This is a genomic window from Kocuria massiliensis, assembly GCF_900169715.1.
Classification (GTDB): Bacteria; Actinomycetota; Actinomycetes; order Actinomycetales; family Micrococcaceae; genus Rothia; species Rothia massiliensis.
Window position 1 is genome coordinate 1,469,298 of sequence record NZ_LT835161.1, and the last position, 15,204, is coordinate 1,484,501.

A 15,204-nucleotide genomic window follows, 5' to 3' on the forward strand; every position below is an offset into this window, starting at 1 on the left:
GCCCGTTTGCGGCGTACAGTGATCAATAGTTCACGAAAAGGATGTGAAATCTATGGTGACTCAAAAGGTTGTCGCAACGCCGCCCAAATCATCCATTTTTCTGACATTAACTATTCACCCCGGTTCCGAATCCTCGGTCCTCGGGCTTTTACCTGCGGTGTCCGGACTCACACGCTCTGTCGGCTTCCGACACCCCGATGCAGAACTCCTCAACGTCGTCGGAATCGGTTCCGAGGCATGGGACCGCCTGCTACCAAATGCGCACCGTCCTCAGCACCTCCATCCATTTCGTGAGCTGACCGGTCACCCTCATCACGCCCCTTCCACGCCCGGCGACCTGCTCTTCCACATCCGTGGGCGAACGCCAGACATGTGCTTCGAACTCGCACGGGTTCTCATGGAGAAATTTGGTCCCTACACTTCCGTAGAAGACGAGGTCCACGCCTTCAAATATTTTGATGAACGTGACCTCCTCGGTTTCGTGGATGGAACCGAAAATCCAGAAAATGACGAAGCTTACGACGCCGTGCTCATCGATGATGATCCGGAATTCGACGGAGGGAGCTACGTGCATGTCCAAAAATACGTCCATGACTTAGCCGCTTGGGATTCCATCACCGTCGAAGAGCAAGAACGGGTGATCGGACGGACCAAGTCTGACGACCTCGAATTTCCCGATGATGAAAAACCCTCCAATTCACATCTGGCGCTCAATGACGTGAGCGATGATGAGGGCAACGACCTCGATATTCTTCGCTACAACATGGCCTTCGGAGATTTCAGCAGCGGTGACATGGGCACGTATTTCATCGGCTACGCCAAAGATCCAGGCGTGACCGAGCAGATGCTGGAGAACATGTTCCTCGGAGATCCACCGGGAAACTACGACCGTATCCTGGACTTCTCGACCGCCCAGACGGGGGCCCTATTCTTCGTGCCGAGCATCGATCTCCTCGACGATATCGATGCCCTCACAGAAGGCTCCCCAGCCTCCACCAACGAACCAGCACCTTCGACGCCGCTCCCAACCGATACCGAATCCGGCGACCATCCCCCCGAGGGGTTCACCGTCGGACGCCTCCAAGCCTGAACCACAACCCATCGTCCCGCGACCTGTCGCGGGACTTCCGGCCGGATATCACCGGCGCGCAAAGGAGAAGACATGACCAGCAGCAATCTTCACCGCGAACTTGCCCCCGTCTCTCAGGCCGCATGGGCCGAGATCGAGGAAGAAGCCATTCGAACCTTTAGCCGAAACATCGCCGGCCGACGCGTCGTCGACATGCCCGAGCCACAGGGAACCGCCTTCTCATCGCTTGCGGCGGGACACGTGACCGACGGGCGAGAGATCGTCCACGGCGCACAGACCCGTAGCCGCGATGTCATTCCAGTCCTCGAAGTCAAGGTCCCGTTTACCGTGACGCGCCAGGCCGTCGACGACGTATTGCGCGGTTCCGTGGACTCCGACTGGCAACCGGTCAAGGACGCGGCCACAACCATCGCGGCCGCCGAGGACACCGTGGTATTCCACGGCTACGACCAGCTCGGCATGACGGGAATGGTCGATGCCAGCTCCAACGAACCGATCGCAATCCCTGAGGACGTCCGCGACTTGCCGCGATCCGTCGCCCAAGCCCTGACACGGCTTCGTCTCGCCGGAGTCGAGGGGCCGTACACCCTCGTGGTGTCCGCGGACCTGTACACCGCCATCTCCGAAACCACGGATCACGGTTACCCGATCCTCGAACACCTTCAACGAGTGCTCAAGGAGGACGGGAAAATCATCTGGGCGCCCGCGCTCAACGGCGCGCTGGTCGTCACGACTCGCGGCGGCGATTTCGAGTTGCACCTGGGCGTTGACCTTTCCATCGGGTACGACTCCCATGACGCGCAGAACGTGCACCTTTACCTCCAGGAGTCCTTCGCCTTCCGGGTCGCCTCGGACGAGGCCTCAGTTCCGCTGACCGCCTAGGTCAGCGGTCTTATTAGCCGACCGCGCGCGGGTGGCTCGTGAGGAACACCTCCCGGAGAGTGTCCGCAGTCACCCGCGTGTAGATCTGTGTGGTCGTCAGCGAGGAGTGTCCGAGCAGTTCTTGCACAACGCGAATATCCGCTCCGCCTTCAATCAGGTGGGTTGCAAAAGAATGCCGCAATGTATGTGGTGAAAGCTCTTCGGTGACGTTCGCCCTGGCGGCCGCCTTTTTCAAAATCAGCCACGCCCCTTGCCGTGTGAGACGACCGCCCCGGGCGTTCAGGAAGAGTGCGGGCGTAGCCGACCCTTTGGCTGCGAAAAGCGGACGGGCACGCACCAGGTACGCGCTCACTGCGTCGACGGCGTAGGAGCCCACCGGGACTAGCCGCTGTTTACCACCCTTGCCTTCGAGGCGGGCTGCGCCGCCCAGCCCGTTGGGGTCTTCCGTTCCTCCCGCTTCACCCGCGAATTCGGAAGAGAGATCGTCTCGGTCAATTCCGACGGCCTCGGAGATTCGCGCACCGGTGGAATAAAGGAATTCGAGGAGCGCAGCATCTCGAAGCCCCGCTGGGGTCTCCCGATCAGGAGCCTCCAAGATGCGCGCCACGGTATCCACGGGCAGGGCCTTCGGTAGGCGCTCCCCCGCACTCGGCGGGTTGACCGCCGCCGCGGGATCATCCTCGGTGATTCCTTCGAGAACCCAAAATTTGTGAAGCCCCCGCGCTGAAACGACACCTCGGGCCACACTGCGGGTCGACAAGCCACATCCGCCCTCGGAGGCGGGCCGTGCCATGTGTAGGACGTAGTCCCGCACGTCGTCGGTCGTGATGTCCTGGGGGCTCTGGACGGAACGTTGTTCGGTCAGGAAGTCGAGGTATCGGCCGAGATCTCTCCGGTACGAGGCCAGAGTATTGGCCGAGAGGCCGCGTTCGACCGTGAGGTGCTGGAGATATCGCTGGACGGGACGTTCAAACCCTGCCGGTACGTCGAGCTTAGGCATCTGAGGATGTGCGGAGGTTCGGATGCGCAGGCCATGGTTCGTTGGGTGCACGAAGGTCTTGATGGCCGCGTTGAAGGCTCGCGTAAGCGGCCAGGATCGCAATATTCGCCGACGGCGAGTGCAACCGGGAGGTTAGCACCGCGGTGACAGCTTCCTCCAGAGGTACCCAACGGGTGACAATTTCGGCTTCTTCGCCTTCCCGTTCCGTGCGGTCCTCGGGAGCCACTTCCCCGATGCCCCGAGCCAAAAAGATCCTATTGGCTTCGGTCGAGCAACCCGGTGAATTATTGAATTCCGCGAGAGTATGCCACGTGTCCGCGGTGAGATCGGTTTCTTCGGCTAGTTCCCGTTGAGCGGCCGCCAGCGGCTCTTCCCCTTCGATATCGAGAAGGCCCGCAGGAATTTCCCAGAGGTTCATGCCGACCGGCTGCCGATACTGGTTGATCAAGAGGATTTCGTTCCGGTCATTGAGCGCCGCGACGGCCACGGCACCGGGATGACGCAGGTAGTCACGGTTGAGAATCTCTGCAGACTTCTCCGGACGGAGACGAATGCTGTCCCGCACGACGTCGAATATCGCACCCTCAACAAGGGTTTCGCTGGCGACCAGCTCCCGCGGATTGACATGGTCTTGGAGCACGTCTCCGTCGTCGACTCGAGGTTCCGGGGTAGCTGCGTCGTTATCCGTCATGCCCCCAGGGTACACAGGAGTACACGGTTGAGCGTTGGTCTTTGGCAGGGGCGGCACCCGGCAAACTCCGCCGCGCGACGACGGCGAGTGACCGCGCCGGGCCTGCCGCCCCTGGACGGTATGTCTCGCGACGAAGAGCCTCAATCTGCAGGCCATCGAGTAAGTGTGGCTTTCGAGACCCATCACGAGAAAACTGCTGCCCCACTTGGGGATTCTTCAGAAATAGACAGTCTAACTAATTACTTACACGCAGAGATTAACCATCCACTCCACAAAACAATACCGATCACATTGCGTCTTGTATTAAACTTTTTTCACCCAGCTGGATCAACATACGAGAGGTAAATAATTGTGAAGCGAACAATATTGCCCTTTGGAGTAGTCGCACTTGCCACCCCTGAATCCTTTACATGCGCAGGCTTATGACAATGACTCTGCCCCACGAGCTTGGACACGAAATAAGGCTTACTGGGACTACTGCTAATCTCACCCCAGCACGCAATTAACTTTAATAGGAACATGGAATTTACGAAAAGATTCTTCACTTTGCTTTTCGTTCCGCTGGCGGCGGCCGTCTTTTCCTTTGCTTCGCTCTGGCTTTCCGAGACCGATGCTCCACTGGTGGGGAGGAATGTGCTTTCCATATCCTCCGACATCACGAGTCCCCGAGCTGACACTCCGACCTCCAGTCCGGAGTTCCTACGCACGCTAGAGACTGAGGTGAAAAACCGGCACCTTAACATCGCTCGGCTCTCGGATAACGCCGAGTCGCCTGTCAGCGGGGCGGAGCTGCAGGTCCTGATCACGCAACCAGACGATCCCTCGTATCACCTTCTGACCAAGGGATATTCGCCCTTTAACGCGGGATACGACGTCGTGGTGAAACCATGGGATTCTTCGCAACAGGATCCCCGTGCGTTCTATCTCCTTTTCGGAGATGCCCAGGCGATGGAAGGTCTGGACGATGCGCTTGCTGCACAGGGATACACGGTACGACAGTTTGATCGCTACTCGTTCGATGAAGTTTTGGGGCAAAATATTGGCTCTCCCTTGTCCTTTGCCTTGATAGCCAGCCTCGTGGCGGCGTCTTGTTTCTCTTGTGCCATGACTTTGGTGAGCGCCAAGAAGGTCGCACGGCTGCGGCTCGCTGGTTGGTCCGTCGGGCGAATTCTGGGTCACGATTTCTGCAGCGGGGCTGTCCCATACCTTGCCGGACTCCTGGTGACCACCGGGATTACTGCCTTATTTTTGTCCTTCTACAATGGGCTCGCCTCATTCGGCATTTATCTTGCCGTCTTTGGATCTTTCGCCACAGTATTCATGGCCGCGGTCATTGTGTCCCGGTTTCTTGCTTTGGGGTTGCTGTGCCTCGTTCCGGTGCCCGCAACGTTGACGGGCAAGAGGCCGGTGAAATCGTTGTATGGGTTGCTCTGCCTACTGAAACTCACCTGTGTCACGCTTCTTCTGGTCTCGCTCGGTGCTTGGTACGGCCAATTTGGTCTGGCAACTTCGCATCTCCGGGCCTTCGAACAATGGAAAGAAACACCCGAGGCCGCATTTTTGCCGGTCAACGGTCCCACCTGGAGTCAAGCGGAAGATCAGCTCATCACGGACTGGCTCGTCTCTGAACTTCGGCATGGGAATGTGATCATCAGCCATTCGCAAGTCCGTCAGCACGTTCCGAACGACGACGCCGTCATCGAGTCCAGTTACCCCGCCGTCTACGTAAATCCCGAATACCTGAGACACCACAGAATCCACGGAGTCTCGGATCACGTCGCGCTCGAGGAGATGGAACGTTCAAAGACCGCCCTGGCCTTCAAACCCTATGGTGCACCAGCCGAAAATCTCACTGTGGACGATCTCATCCCCGGCATGGAGCTACCTGCTCTTAAGGTCGTGGACACGGATACGACGGGCGACGTCTTCACCCATGGAGATTTGACTCACGAGAAGAAGGAATTCGTCGAGAACCCCCTAGTGGTGGTCTTGCCCGATCACGTCCTCATCGAAAACCCCAGGGCGATCTCTGCATGGGTGACAGATGGCGGCCTTTTGGTGAGAGACGCAGAGGCCGCATCGAACCGTCTCCGTGAGTCCACCGCGGAACGCTACTTCAATCCTCCAACGCCCGGCTCGACGTACCAGGCACATGCCCTCAAATTGACCATAGCCGATCTTCAAGCCACTGGATCCGCAATCGTGGTCTATGCGTTACTCGTCGTGTTCTCGTGTCTAGCTTTCGCGGCTACCTATGCGGCGGCCCGTAAGGACCAGCTATTCCGAAGGCACCTCTTCGGTTGGAACCCGATGCTCGCTGCCGGCCCAGCTTTCGCAGGAATTGGCGCGGTGTGGTTATCATTCCCGGCTGTCATCGGGCATCTGATACATCAAGCCCAAGATCCCATGGCCCTGATCTCTCAGTCCTCACTGGAAGTCATGGGGTACATCAGGTTCCTCTTCGTCGCAGGGCTGTGCGTAGGCGCCGTCGTCCTCCTCCTAGCAGGAACGGGGATCCTTGTTTTCTCCCGACGGGCCGTTCTAGAGAAAGGACGAATTCATTGACGCCCTACCTTCATTTCGCCTCTGAGTACATGGAACTCGGGGGTCGGACTCTATGGAGTTCCCTCGAGATATCGGCCGAACCCGGTGAGATGGTAGCCCTCATGGGTCCTTCGGGGTCAGGTAAGACGACGCTCCTCAACTGCTTGGGTGCACTAACCCGTCCGTCCACCGGATCACTCACGGTCGGTGGCGTCGAGGTGCATCCGGCCTCGAGCGCCGTGAGACGTAAATTTCGACGCGACCACGTCGGATATCTGTTCCAGAATTTCGCTCTAGTCGAGTCGGAATCCGTGGAGAAGAATATCGTTGATCCGCTGCGGATCATGCCCCGAAGGCGCCGCCCAAGCGCCTCGGACATCTCGCAAGCCCTGAGTAGTCTCGGCCTGGTGGGCAGGGAAAAGGATAAGGTCTGCGGGCTCTCCGGCGGCGAACAACAGAGGGTGGCGCTTGCTGCCGTTCTCGTCAAGAAGCCCTCGTTGATCCTGGCGGATGAACCGACGGGGTCTCTCGACGACGCGAATGCACGGGTCATCATCGCATCCGTGCGGCGTCTCACCGATCAGGGAGCCTGTGCCGTGATCGCTACCCATGATCACGATGTCGCTCGATCCTGCGATCGGGTCGTAAATCTCCAAAAGTTCACGGTGTCGGCGTGATGCTGAAAAGCTAAAATGAAGGACCGCCGTCAACCCGTTCCCGGGGAGACAGCGGTCCTTCAATCTTCGGGGGAAAACCCTACTGGTTGTGGCTTATTTGAGACGATCGAGCGCCGCCGCCACCAGACCGCTGAACAGCGGGTGGGAGCGCGTGGGCCGCGAAAGCAATTCGGGGTGCGCCTGAGTCGCCACATAGTAGGGATGCTCCGAGGCCGGCAATTCCACGAACTCTACCAATCGGCCGTCGGGGCTGGTCCCGGAAATCACCAAGCCCGCTTTTTCGAGGTCGTCCCGGTAGGCGTTGTTGACCTCGTAGCGGTGGCGGTGCCGCTCCTCGACCTCGGTTGCGCCATACGCCGCCGCAGTCACGGAACCTTCGGCCAACGTGGCCGGGTACAGGCCAAGACGCATGGTTCCGCCAAGATCCCCCGCTCCCTCAACGAACTGCTTCTGTTCTTCCATCGTCGCGATCAACGGGGTCGACGTCTCGGGCTCAAACTCCGTGGACGATGCGTCCTCGAGTCCGACGACGTTGCGCGCGTATTCAATCACCATGCATTGAAGTCCCAAGCACAGGCCGAGAGCGGGAATCCCGTTCTCCCGGGCGTAGCGAAGCGCGCCAAGTTTGCCCTCGAGGCCACGGATTCCGAAGCCTCCGGGGACGCAGATGGCGTCCACGTCAGCGAGTTGGTGTGCCGCGCCTTCTGGCTGGGCGCACAGATCCGAGGCGATCCACTTGAGCTTGACCTTCGCATCGTTAGCGAAACCACCCGCGCGTAGTGCCTCAGAAACCGAGAGGTAGGCGTCGGGCAGGTCGATGTACTTACCCACCAAACCGACCGTGACTTCGTGCGTCGGCTCGTGGACCACTTTGAGGAGCTTGTCCCACTCCTCAAAGTCGGCCTCCTGATAATCCAACCCGAGGTAATCCAAAACGTAGGTGTCCAAGTCTTGGTGGAACAAGGTTTTCGGGATGTCGTAGATGCTCGGGGCGTCGGGGCAGGAGATGACGGCCTCGGTGTCGACGTCGCACGCTCCCCCGACCTTGGCCTTGAGGGACTCCGGGATATCTTGCACGCACCGCAAGACGAGCGCATCGGGGATGATCCCCAAGCCACGCAGCGCCGCAACGGAGTGCTGGGTGGGCTTGGTCTTCAGCTCACCCGAGGGGCCGATGTATGGAATCAGCGAGACGTGAAGGAAGAAGACGTTTTTGCGCCCAACGTCACGGCGAACCTGACGAGCTGCTTCAAGGAATGGCTGGGACTCGATATCTCCGACGGTTCCACCGATTTCGGTGATGATGATGTCCGGGGCATCAGCGTCGCCGGTCGCCCGACGGCGCATTCGTGCCTTGATTTCGTCGGTGATGTGCGGGATGACCTGAACCGTATCGCCCAAATACTCGCCTCGACGCTCCTTGGCGATCACGGTCGAGTACACCTGGCCGGTCGTTACGTTGGCGGAAGCGTCGAGGTTTTCGTCGAGAAAACGTTCGTAGTGACCGATGTCGAGATCGGTTTCTGCGCCGTCGTCCGTGACGAACACTTCGCCGTGTTGGAAGGGGTTCATTGTGCCCGGATCGACGTTGAGATACGGATCGAGCTTTTGCATCGTCACGGAGAGTCCGCGCGAGCGAAGGAGGCGGCCCAAGCTTGACGCCGTCAGGCCTTTACCAAGAGAGGATGCGACACCGCCCGTCACGAAGATCTGACGAGTCACTTTTTCGTCGCGTTGAGAAGTTGCCGAGGATGTCTGCTTATCGTTCACCACGGAATTCAAGCCTATCACGAGGGGTTTCCATCGCACCGGTCGTGGACCGGGCAGACGGCTGACGAGTGCCAATCACAGCTGACCGGCGGATTGGAGAAGTTCTTTGGCGTGGGCCCTGGCGGCCTCGGAATCGGCGTGTCCCGCTAGCATGCGCGCGAGTTCGACGATTCGGCCTTCGGCATCGAGGACGTTGACGTCACTCACCGTCGAGTCACTCGATTTGAGCACCAAAACGTGTCGGTCAGCGTAGGCGGCAACCTGCGGAAGGTGAGTCACCACGAGTACCTGAACATGCTGAGCCAAGTGAGCGAGGCGTTTTCCTATTTCTACCGCTGCCTTGCCGCCGACACCGGAGTCAACCTCATCGAAAATGAAGGTGGGCACCGGGTCCACTTCGGCCAAGACAACTTCGAGGGCCAGCATGACTCGGGACAATTCGCCACCCGACGCCCCCTTGCCGAGGGGTCGGGGCTGAGCTCCTTCGTGAGGAGCCAGCTTGAAAGACACCGTGTCCTTGCCATCTGGTCCAAATTTTTCAGCTTCCGCAATCTCAACGACGAGGGAGGCGTTGGGCATCGCGAGAGCCTTCAACTCTGTAGACACAGCGCCAGAGAGCTTCTTTGCGGCCGCGGTACGCATTTCCATCAGTTCGAGAGATTGGGCCTGCATATTTTTGCGCAGCGTCCGAAGCTTCTCCTCCAACGCTTCAGAGCGGGCAGGATCGTCCGTGAGCTGTTCGAGCCGGGCCCGGTTCGTTTCTGCCCACTCGAGGACCTCGGGGATGTCCGCCCCGTATTTTCGGGTCAACTTCTTCAGAGCCGCACGCCGCGCTTCGACTTCGGTCAACCGCCCGGATGATTCGGCATTGAGGTCGGAAAGGTACCCCGAAAGTTCTTCACCGATGTCGGTGGCCTGAATCATGAGTTCGCGGACCCGCTGGGCTAGAGCGGCGAGCGCGGCGTCGTCGTCGGCCTCCTGCGCGAGTGCCCGATGAGCGGAGTCCAAGAGCACCGACACGGTGGTAGCTTCCACATCCGAGTCGCCCCCACCGACCAAAGCGGACTGGGCCACCCCGGCTGCGGTTCGGAGCTGTTCGACGTTGGTCAATCGGGCGGATTCGGCATCCAGGCTTTCTTCCTCGCCCGGTTGCGGCTTGACGGCATCAATTTCTTTGAGCGCCTGGCTCAGGCTTTGGGCTTCGAAAGCGCGAGCGCGCGCGTTCTCCCGAACTTCCCGCAATTCCCGTGCAGAGGCACGGTACTCCTCATAGTTCTTTTGATATTCGTCGAGCTTCTTGGCGAGTTTGTTGCCAGCATAGGCGTCGAGCGCGGACCGTTGGGCCTCCGCGGAGCGCAACCGGAGTTGGTCGGATTGGCCGTGGACGGCCACGAGGGTTTCGCCCACCCGAGATAACACGCCGATGGGAGCAGCGGCCCCGCCGACGGTGGCCCGTGAGCGTCCGGTGGCGTTGACGGTTCTGGAGACGATGAGTTCTTGTGGTAGGCGTTCCGAGTACTCGTCGGATTCGATGGTGTGGGCCTCTCCACCGGCCTCCTCCGTAAGGGCCAGGGCGGCGTGCCCCTCAGGAAGGCGCACTACGGCCTGGGAAAGTGCCGAACGCGCGCCGGAGCGAACGGCCGCGGCATCGGACCGCGCGCCAAGAAGCATCCCCAGTGCGGTCACGACCATCGTTTTACCGGCACCCGTCTCCCCCGTCAGCACGGACAGCCCCGGGCCGAGGGGAAGGGTCGCGTCGGTGATGACACCGAGATCGCGAATGTGGATTTCTTCGATCATGGTTGCTCCGTTCCCTCAGTGTCGGGCAGGTTCCGTTCGGCGACGTCCATGCGGTCCACGGGTCCGCGCCAGCCTCGGGTTGGTAGGTCGAATTTTCGCACCAGCCGCTCTGAGAACGGCGCGGGGTGAATTCGAGCGAGCCGAACCGGCTTATCGGACCTTCTGACTTCGATTCTGGAACCTGGCGGCAATTCGGTGGTGCGGCGACCGTCGCACCAAAGAACACCGAAGTGACCGTTCGTCGGCAAGATCTCCACCGCCATGGTTGAGGTCGGTGCCGTCACCATGGGACGAGAGAACAAAGCATGGGCGCTGAGGGGAACCATGAGCATGGCCTCGACCTCGGGCCACACGATTGGCCCACCACCGGAAAAGGCATATGCGGTGGACCCCGTGGGTGTGGCCATGACGACGCCGTCGCATCCGAACGTGCTGAGGGGCCGGCCGTCTACCTCAATCACGACCTCGACCATTTTCTCCCGGTTCCCCTTTTCCACGGAAGCCTCGTTCAGCGCCCAGGTGTGATTCAGAATCTGACCGGAATTCCAGACCAGAATGTCGATCGCCATACGCTCTTCGACCGTGTATGAGCGATTGACGATGTGGTCTACGGTCTCGTCCAGGTCGCTTCGTTCCGATTCGGCGAGAAAGCCAACGTGGCCGAGGTTGACACCGATGAGAGGAATGTTGGTGTGCCGGATGATTTCGGCGGCGCGCAAGATGGACCCGTCGCCTCCGAGAACGACGCCGAGTTCGATATCGTCCAGCGGAACGTTGTCGTTGATGACTTGGACGCCGACGGCTTCAGCTTCGGTTCCACGCAAGATTTGGAGGTCCGTGCGGCTCATGACCGGGGTGAGGCCCGCCTCATGAAGGCGCACACACGCTTGAGTCGCCGCAGCGGTTGCCTCGGGGCGACCCGTATGCGCGAACAGAAGTATCTTGCGGCTCATGCTCTTTTGCCTTCCGATGTGGGGCGATGGGAACTCCCGGTCAGTTCCGTAGTCCTACCCTAGGCGAGAGGACTGACACTTTAAGGTTCCTTCGCGCCGGGGTGATTTCCATGGCGTCGTCATGACTCTGCTTCCGAGAGGGCGCCCGGCTGACGTAAGAGCAGAAAGTGTTCGCGGTTTCCGTTCTGACCAGGTAACTCGGAGGGTCGTTCGTCTTCGATGACGAGTCCGATGTTCCGCGCTGCTCGTCGAACAGACTCGATGCCGGCTTCACGATCGGCGTCGTTTTTCACCAAGCCGCCCTTACCCAGTTTCGACCGTCCGACCTCAAATTGGGGTTTAACCATGAGAATCAGTGCGCCTCCCGGGCGGGTGACGCGGGCGAGGGGCTCGATCACCAGCGTCAGGGAGATGAAGGAGAGGTCTCCCACGACAAGGTCCACCGTTCCCCCGATGTCGTCGATCGTCAGAGAACGAACGTTGAGGCCTTCCATCGAGACGACTCGCGGATCGGCCCTGACACGCGGGTCAAGTTGCCCGTGCCCGACGTCGACCGCCGCGACCTGCTCGGCACCAGCCTCTAAAAGAACCTGGGTAAAGCCACCCGTTGAAGCTCCAGCATCGAGGCATCGACAGCCCCGTACCGCCACCTGGGGGAATGCTCGAAGGGCCCCGGCCAGCTTATGCCCGGCGCGGCTGACATATTCTCGTGTGGCAGGTTCCTGCACGACGACGCTGTCGTGCTCTCCCACAGGGCGCGAAGGCTTGCTCACGGTGCGACCGTTCACCTCGACACGGCCGGCAGCTATGGCCTTAGCGGCTAAAGTCCTGGACGCTACATGGCCGCGGGCGACGAGCCACTGGTCCAGCCTCACGATTCCCTCGATTGAGACTCTGCGCTTTCAGTCTGTCGGTTGGCGCGCGGTATCAGGCCCTCGGGCAAGGAACTCGGATCCCGGTCGAGCATCTTCCGAATCTGAGCATGTAGTTGTTCGTAAACCGCTACGTGCTCATCAACGGGTGTTTCTTCCAAGCGGTCGAGGAGACGGTCCAAGCTGTCTTCCGTACCTAGCTGCGCAAAGTCATGTAGCGCGTCGGAGTGCTCGTTGCGTCCTTCGACGTCGGGTCCGGCGTCGTCGCGCGGAGTCTCGCTCATGCACGAATCACCCGTGCCGACGTCGCGGTCTCGGCCTCTGGGCGGGCAGCCCACCACGCGGCAGCGGCCGTCCGAACTATTTTGACCTCGGGGACGGAATCGTGCGCTACGACGTTCACGGAGTCATCTTGCACGGTCGCGGAGACCTGGTCACCGAGGCGAGCCACGATGGCGTCACCGGAATAGTCCACGTGTGGTTCGTCGTACTCGGTAAAGAGTTCCCGGAGCGTTCCGACCACGTAGGTGGGACGCTCGGCAACACGAGCATTCACGATGTCGTCCCCAGTCTGCACCCCGGTCATGACGGCAATGCTGGGCAGGCCGGCCTGTTGTGCACCGAGGATATCGGTATCCAAACGATCCCCTATTACCACGGGAGAGCTCACGCCGAGCCGGTCCGTGATCGTTGAGAAAATGGTGGAGCCGGGCTTACCGGCAACACGTGGCGTACGACCGGTGGCTGCGGCGACCGCATGAACCAGAGTTCCATTGCCGGGTGCAATACCGCGTTCCTTGGGGATCGTCATATCGGTGTTAGACACGATCCAGAGAACGTCACGGTTCGCCAGGAGGTACGACGCTTCCGCAAGGTCCTGCCATCCCAGTGTTGGTTCGAATCCTTGAAGGACAGCACGCGGCTGGTCGCCGAACCCCACGACCTCAAGACCTACCTCTCGGGCGCAATCTGCCAGAGCAGAGGATCCGCAGATGGCGACGGGCGTCCCTTCGCCCAGCTGCCCGACCGCCAAGCTGGCCGCCGACTGTGCCGCGCTGATGACATGGTCCGCATCGACGGACAACCCGAGAGAGCGAAGATGCTCTGCAACGGTTTCCACGGACCTCGAGGCATTATTCGTCACGTACGCGACTTCAATACCCTGCTCAGACGCTGTGTTTAGTGAGTCCACCGCACCGTCGATCGGGTGAGGGCCCGCGTATACGACGCCGTCGAGGTCCGAGAGAATCGCATCAAATGCAGAAATCAGCGAAGGCATGGAGGGTTTAGTCGTCTTTCCGTTCGGGTTCCTGGACCGGCTCGGATTCGGGATCCTTCCCGGTCTCGTCCTCTACCGAGGCGACCCCGTCGGCGACGGCGGACTCCGAAGGCGTGAATTCTTCGTGGTCAGTCTCGGAGAGGTCATCCGTGGGTTGCGGCTCTCGAGTCTGGCGCTGCTCGATCATGGCCTCGTCAAGATCTACGCCCTGCTCTCCCGTTGCGGTATCGACCGACTCCTCATCTGGCAGAACATCGATTTCGTAAATTTCCGGGTCTTCAAACTGCCCCTGCCCCAGAGCGGCTTCGGCGACGACGGCGAGTCGGGCCCAAGACGCCGCATCCTTCGTCTCCCCCATTTCCTCGAGCAAGTCCGCGTAGGCGCTGAAGAGTCGCGGGCTGTAAGAAAATGCTTTCTGACGGTTCAATTCAGGAATTTCCAAGGCCTTCTTGGCCGTGGCAAGGTCGCCACGATCACGATGAATTCCCGCGACGACCATGGCCAACTCGACCTTTTCCGCGCCGCGAAGATCCGAGAGTTCAGGGTCACTCGCGGTCTCGAGGGCCTTGTCGATCCGCCCCAAAGCACGCTCGCAGTCGACGATCAAAGCGATGTGCTCGTGCGAACCCGTCATCCGGCGATGCGTGCGCAGCTCACGGAGCGCAACGTCAAAACGTTCCGCAACATACGCTGCGATGGCGGCTCCTTCACGCACTGCGGCAACGCGCCCACCTCGACGGACCGCTGCCTGCGCATGCTCGAGAGCAAATTCGGGATCGACCTCAAGGTACTGGCTTGCCATGACCAGGTGCTTGGCGACGACGTCGGCGTTGTCCTTCTCCAGGACGCGCAACTCGCTCAGCACGGAGCGGTCGAGTTCCCGACCGGTAACCTCCTCATCGATTTCCGGAGCCTTTGGGCGCGACGGGCGATAGCCGTCACGATTCGAGCGCTGGTCGCGCTGACCACGATCAAAGCGACCCGCCGGATCCTGATCCTTCCGGCGCGGGTCACGGTCTGACCTGTCATAAGGTTGCCGATCGTTGAAGCGACGATCACGGTCCCCGCTTCTGCTCCCAGCCCCGCGGTCATCCCGACGCCGTTGGCCACCGCTCCGGTCGTATCCGCCGCTGCGTCCGTATCCACCGTTACGGTCAGAGTTACTCCCCCGACCACGCCCTTCCTGGCCCGAACGGCGGTACTGCTGGCGGTCATTCCCGCGCTCCGAATGCCTACGATCGTCGTCAGCCAAGCTGCTTCTCCTCTATGTACGTAGTACGTGATCTCTGGTATTCCCGAGAGCCCACGTGGTTCTCCTGGAAAGTTTACGCACCTTGGGGCCTGTTCGGCATATCGCGGTTCAGAGTTGGCTCATGATGTACGACTCGTCATGCGTCTCAGGTCGGAGCGTCCACAAACGAGACCATGGCGTTCGTCGGCATTAATCGGAACGGGTGTTAAATGAAAAAGGAGGAGAAGCGTCCACACCCCAACACGGGGCACAAACACTTCTCCTCCACAAAAATATTTTCGGCGGCGACCTACTCTCCCACACACCTACCGGGTGCAGTACCATCAGCGCTAAGAGCCTTAACTACCGGGTTCGGAATGAGACCGGGTGTACCCCTCTTGCCATAACCACCGAA

The 15,204-nt window shown here is 60.2% G+C and carries 14 protein-coding genes and 1 rRNA gene; 4 read left to right on the top strand and 11 right to left on the bottom strand.

Translation table 11 applies throughout. The annotated features are described in order from the left end of the window. Nucleotides 1-52 precede the first annotated feature (52 nt). Together B9Y51_RS10875 and B9Y51_RS10880 are read left to right on the top strand one after the other, a co-directional pair. A complete protein-coding gene (locus tag B9Y51_RS10875; protein WP_065424218.1) occupies nt 53-1,090 on the top strand; it encodes a Dyp-type peroxidase in 1,038 nt (345 codons plus the stop codon). A 72-nt stretch (nt 1,091-1,162) separates the two neighbouring features. Next, nucleotides 1,163-1,972, top strand: coding sequence for a family 1 encapsulin nanocompartment shell protein (locus tag B9Y51_RS10880; RefSeq protein ID WP_085529658.1), 810 nt, complete (start codon nt 1,163-1,165; stop codon nt 1,970-1,972). A 13-nt stretch (nt 1,973-1,985) separates the two neighbouring features. On the opposite strand, the gene B9Y51_RS10885 is transcribed toward B9Y51_RS10880, so the two are convergent. Further along, complete coding sequence (locus B9Y51_RS10885; RefSeq protein ID WP_085529659.1) at nt 1,986-2,972, bottom strand: site-specific tyrosine recombinase XerD; 987 nt, start codon at nt 2,970-2,972, stop codon at nt 1,986-1,988. Beyond that, complete coding sequence (locus B9Y51_RS10890) at nt 2,965-3,663, bottom strand: NUDIX domain-containing protein (RefSeq protein ID WP_085529660.1); 699 nt, start codon at nt 3,661-3,663, stop codon at nt 2,965-2,967. Before B9Y51_RS10890 ends, B9Y51_RS10885 begins: the two co-directional genes overlap by 8 nt. 519 nt (nt 3,664-4,182) lie before the next feature. Here B9Y51_RS10890 and B9Y51_RS10895 point away from each other — a divergent pair. Then, complete coding sequence (locus tag B9Y51_RS10895) at nt 4,183-6,228, top strand: hypothetical protein (protein WP_085529661.1); 2,046 nt, start codon at nt 4,183-4,185, stop codon at nt 6,226-6,228. Next, nucleotides 6,225-6,884 (top strand): ABC transporter ATP-binding protein, encoded by a 660-nt coding sequence (locus tag B9Y51_RS10900; protein WP_218189213.1) that lies wholly within the window; start codon nt 6,225-6,227, stop codon nt 6,882-6,884. Before B9Y51_RS10895 ends, B9Y51_RS10900 begins: the two co-directional genes overlap by 4 nt. A 93-nt stretch (nt 6,885-6,977) precedes the next feature. Here the strand turns inward: B9Y51_RS10900 and B9Y51_RS10905 are convergent, their stop codons facing one another. The 9 genes from B9Y51_RS10905 to rrf all read right to left on the bottom strand — a co-directional run bounded on the left by B9Y51_RS10905 (nt 6,978) and on the right by rrf (nt 15,204). Beyond that, nucleotides 6,978-8,675: a CTP synthase gene (locus tag B9Y51_RS10905; RefSeq protein ID WP_048678966.1), complete on the bottom strand. Its 1,698-nt coding sequence runs from the start codon at nt 8,673-8,675 to the stop codon at nt 6,978-6,980. A gap of 54 nt (nt 8,676-8,729) precedes the next feature. After that, nucleotides 8,730-10,454, bottom strand: a complete 1,725-nt coding sequence (gene recN, locus B9Y51_RS10910; RefSeq protein WP_085529662.1) for a DNA repair protein RecN — start codon at nt 10,452-10,454, stop codon at nt 8,730-8,732. Next, the gene (locus tag B9Y51_RS10915; protein ID WP_048678972.1) at nt 10,451-11,407 is read right to left on the bottom strand and encodes an NAD kinase; all 957 of its coding nucleotides are present in this window, start codon (nt 11,405-11,407) and stop codon (nt 10,451-10,453) included. Before B9Y51_RS10915 ends, recN begins: the two co-directional genes overlap by 4 nt. A gap of 119 nt (nt 11,408-11,526) precedes the next feature. Continuing rightward, nucleotides 11,527-12,282, bottom strand: a complete 756-nt coding sequence (locus B9Y51_RS10920; protein WP_085529663.1) for a TlyA family RNA methyltransferase — start codon at nt 12,280-12,282, stop codon at nt 11,527-11,529. Next, the gene (locus B9Y51_RS10925) at nt 12,279-12,563 is read right to left on the bottom strand and encodes a hypothetical protein (protein WP_085529664.1); all 285 of its coding nucleotides are present in this window, start codon (nt 12,561-12,563) and stop codon (nt 12,279-12,281) included. Before B9Y51_RS10925 ends, B9Y51_RS10920 begins: the two co-directional genes overlap by 4 nt. Further along, entirely contained in the window at nt 12,560-13,558 is a 999-nt protein-coding gene (locus B9Y51_RS10930; protein ID WP_085529665.1) for an HAD-IIA family hydrolase, read from the bottom strand. Before B9Y51_RS10930 ends, B9Y51_RS10925 begins: the two co-directional genes overlap by 4 nt. Before the next feature lie 7 nt (nt 13,559-13,565). Further along, entirely contained in the window at nt 13,566-14,423 is an 858-nt protein-coding gene (locus B9Y51_RS10935) for an Ntn hydrolase family protein (RefSeq protein ID WP_085529666.1), read from the bottom strand. Then, nucleotides 14,417-14,773 (bottom strand): hypothetical protein, encoded by a 357-nt coding sequence (locus tag B9Y51_RS10940; protein ID WP_085529667.1) that lies wholly within the window; start codon nt 14,771-14,773, stop codon nt 14,417-14,419. Before B9Y51_RS10940 ends, B9Y51_RS10935 begins: the two co-directional genes overlap by 7 nt. A gap of 313 nt (nt 14,774-15,086) precedes the next feature. Next, nucleotides 15,087-15,204, bottom strand: a 5S ribosomal RNA gene (gene rrf, locus B9Y51_RS10945).

Bases quoted from the DNA above. Each gene is read 5' to 3' on its own strand.
- B9Y51_RS10895 (WP_085529661.1), top strand. From the start codon at position 4,183: ATGGAATTTACGAAAAGATTCTTCACTTTGCTTTTCGTTCCGCTGGCG.
- B9Y51_RS10925 (WP_085529664.1), bottom strand. From the start codon at position 12,563: ATGAGCGAGACTCCGCGCGACGACGCCGGACCCGACGTCGAAGGACGC.
- B9Y51_RS10890 (WP_085529660.1), bottom strand. From the start codon at position 3,663: ATGACGGATAACGACGCAGCTACCCCGGAACCTCGAGTCGACGACGGA.
- B9Y51_RS10875 (WP_065424218.1), top strand. From the start codon at position 53: ATGGTGACTCAAAAGGTTGTCGCAACGCCGCCCAAATCATCCATTTTT.
- recN (WP_085529662.1), bottom strand. From the start codon at position 10,454: ATGATCGAAGAAATCCACATTCGCGATCTCGGTGTCATCACCGACGCG.
- B9Y51_RS10880 (WP_085529658.1), top strand. From the start codon at position 1,163: ATGACCAGCAGCAATCTTCACCGCGAACTTGCCCCCGTCTCTCAGGCC.
- B9Y51_RS10885 (WP_085529659.1), bottom strand. From the start codon at position 2,972: ATGCCTAAGCTCGACGTACCGGCAGGGTTTGAACGTCCCGTCCAGCGA.
- B9Y51_RS10930 (WP_085529665.1), bottom strand. From the start codon at position 13,558: ATGCCTTCGCTGATTTCTGCATTTGATGCGATTCTCTCGGACCTCGAC.
- B9Y51_RS10940 (WP_085529667.1), bottom strand. From the start codon at position 14,773: ATGACCGCCAGCAGTACCGCCGTTCGGGCCAGGAAGGGCGTGGTCGGG.
- B9Y51_RS10915 (WP_048678972.1), bottom strand. From the start codon at position 11,407: ATGAGCCGCAAGATACTTCTGTTCGCGCATACGGGTCGCCCCGAGGCA.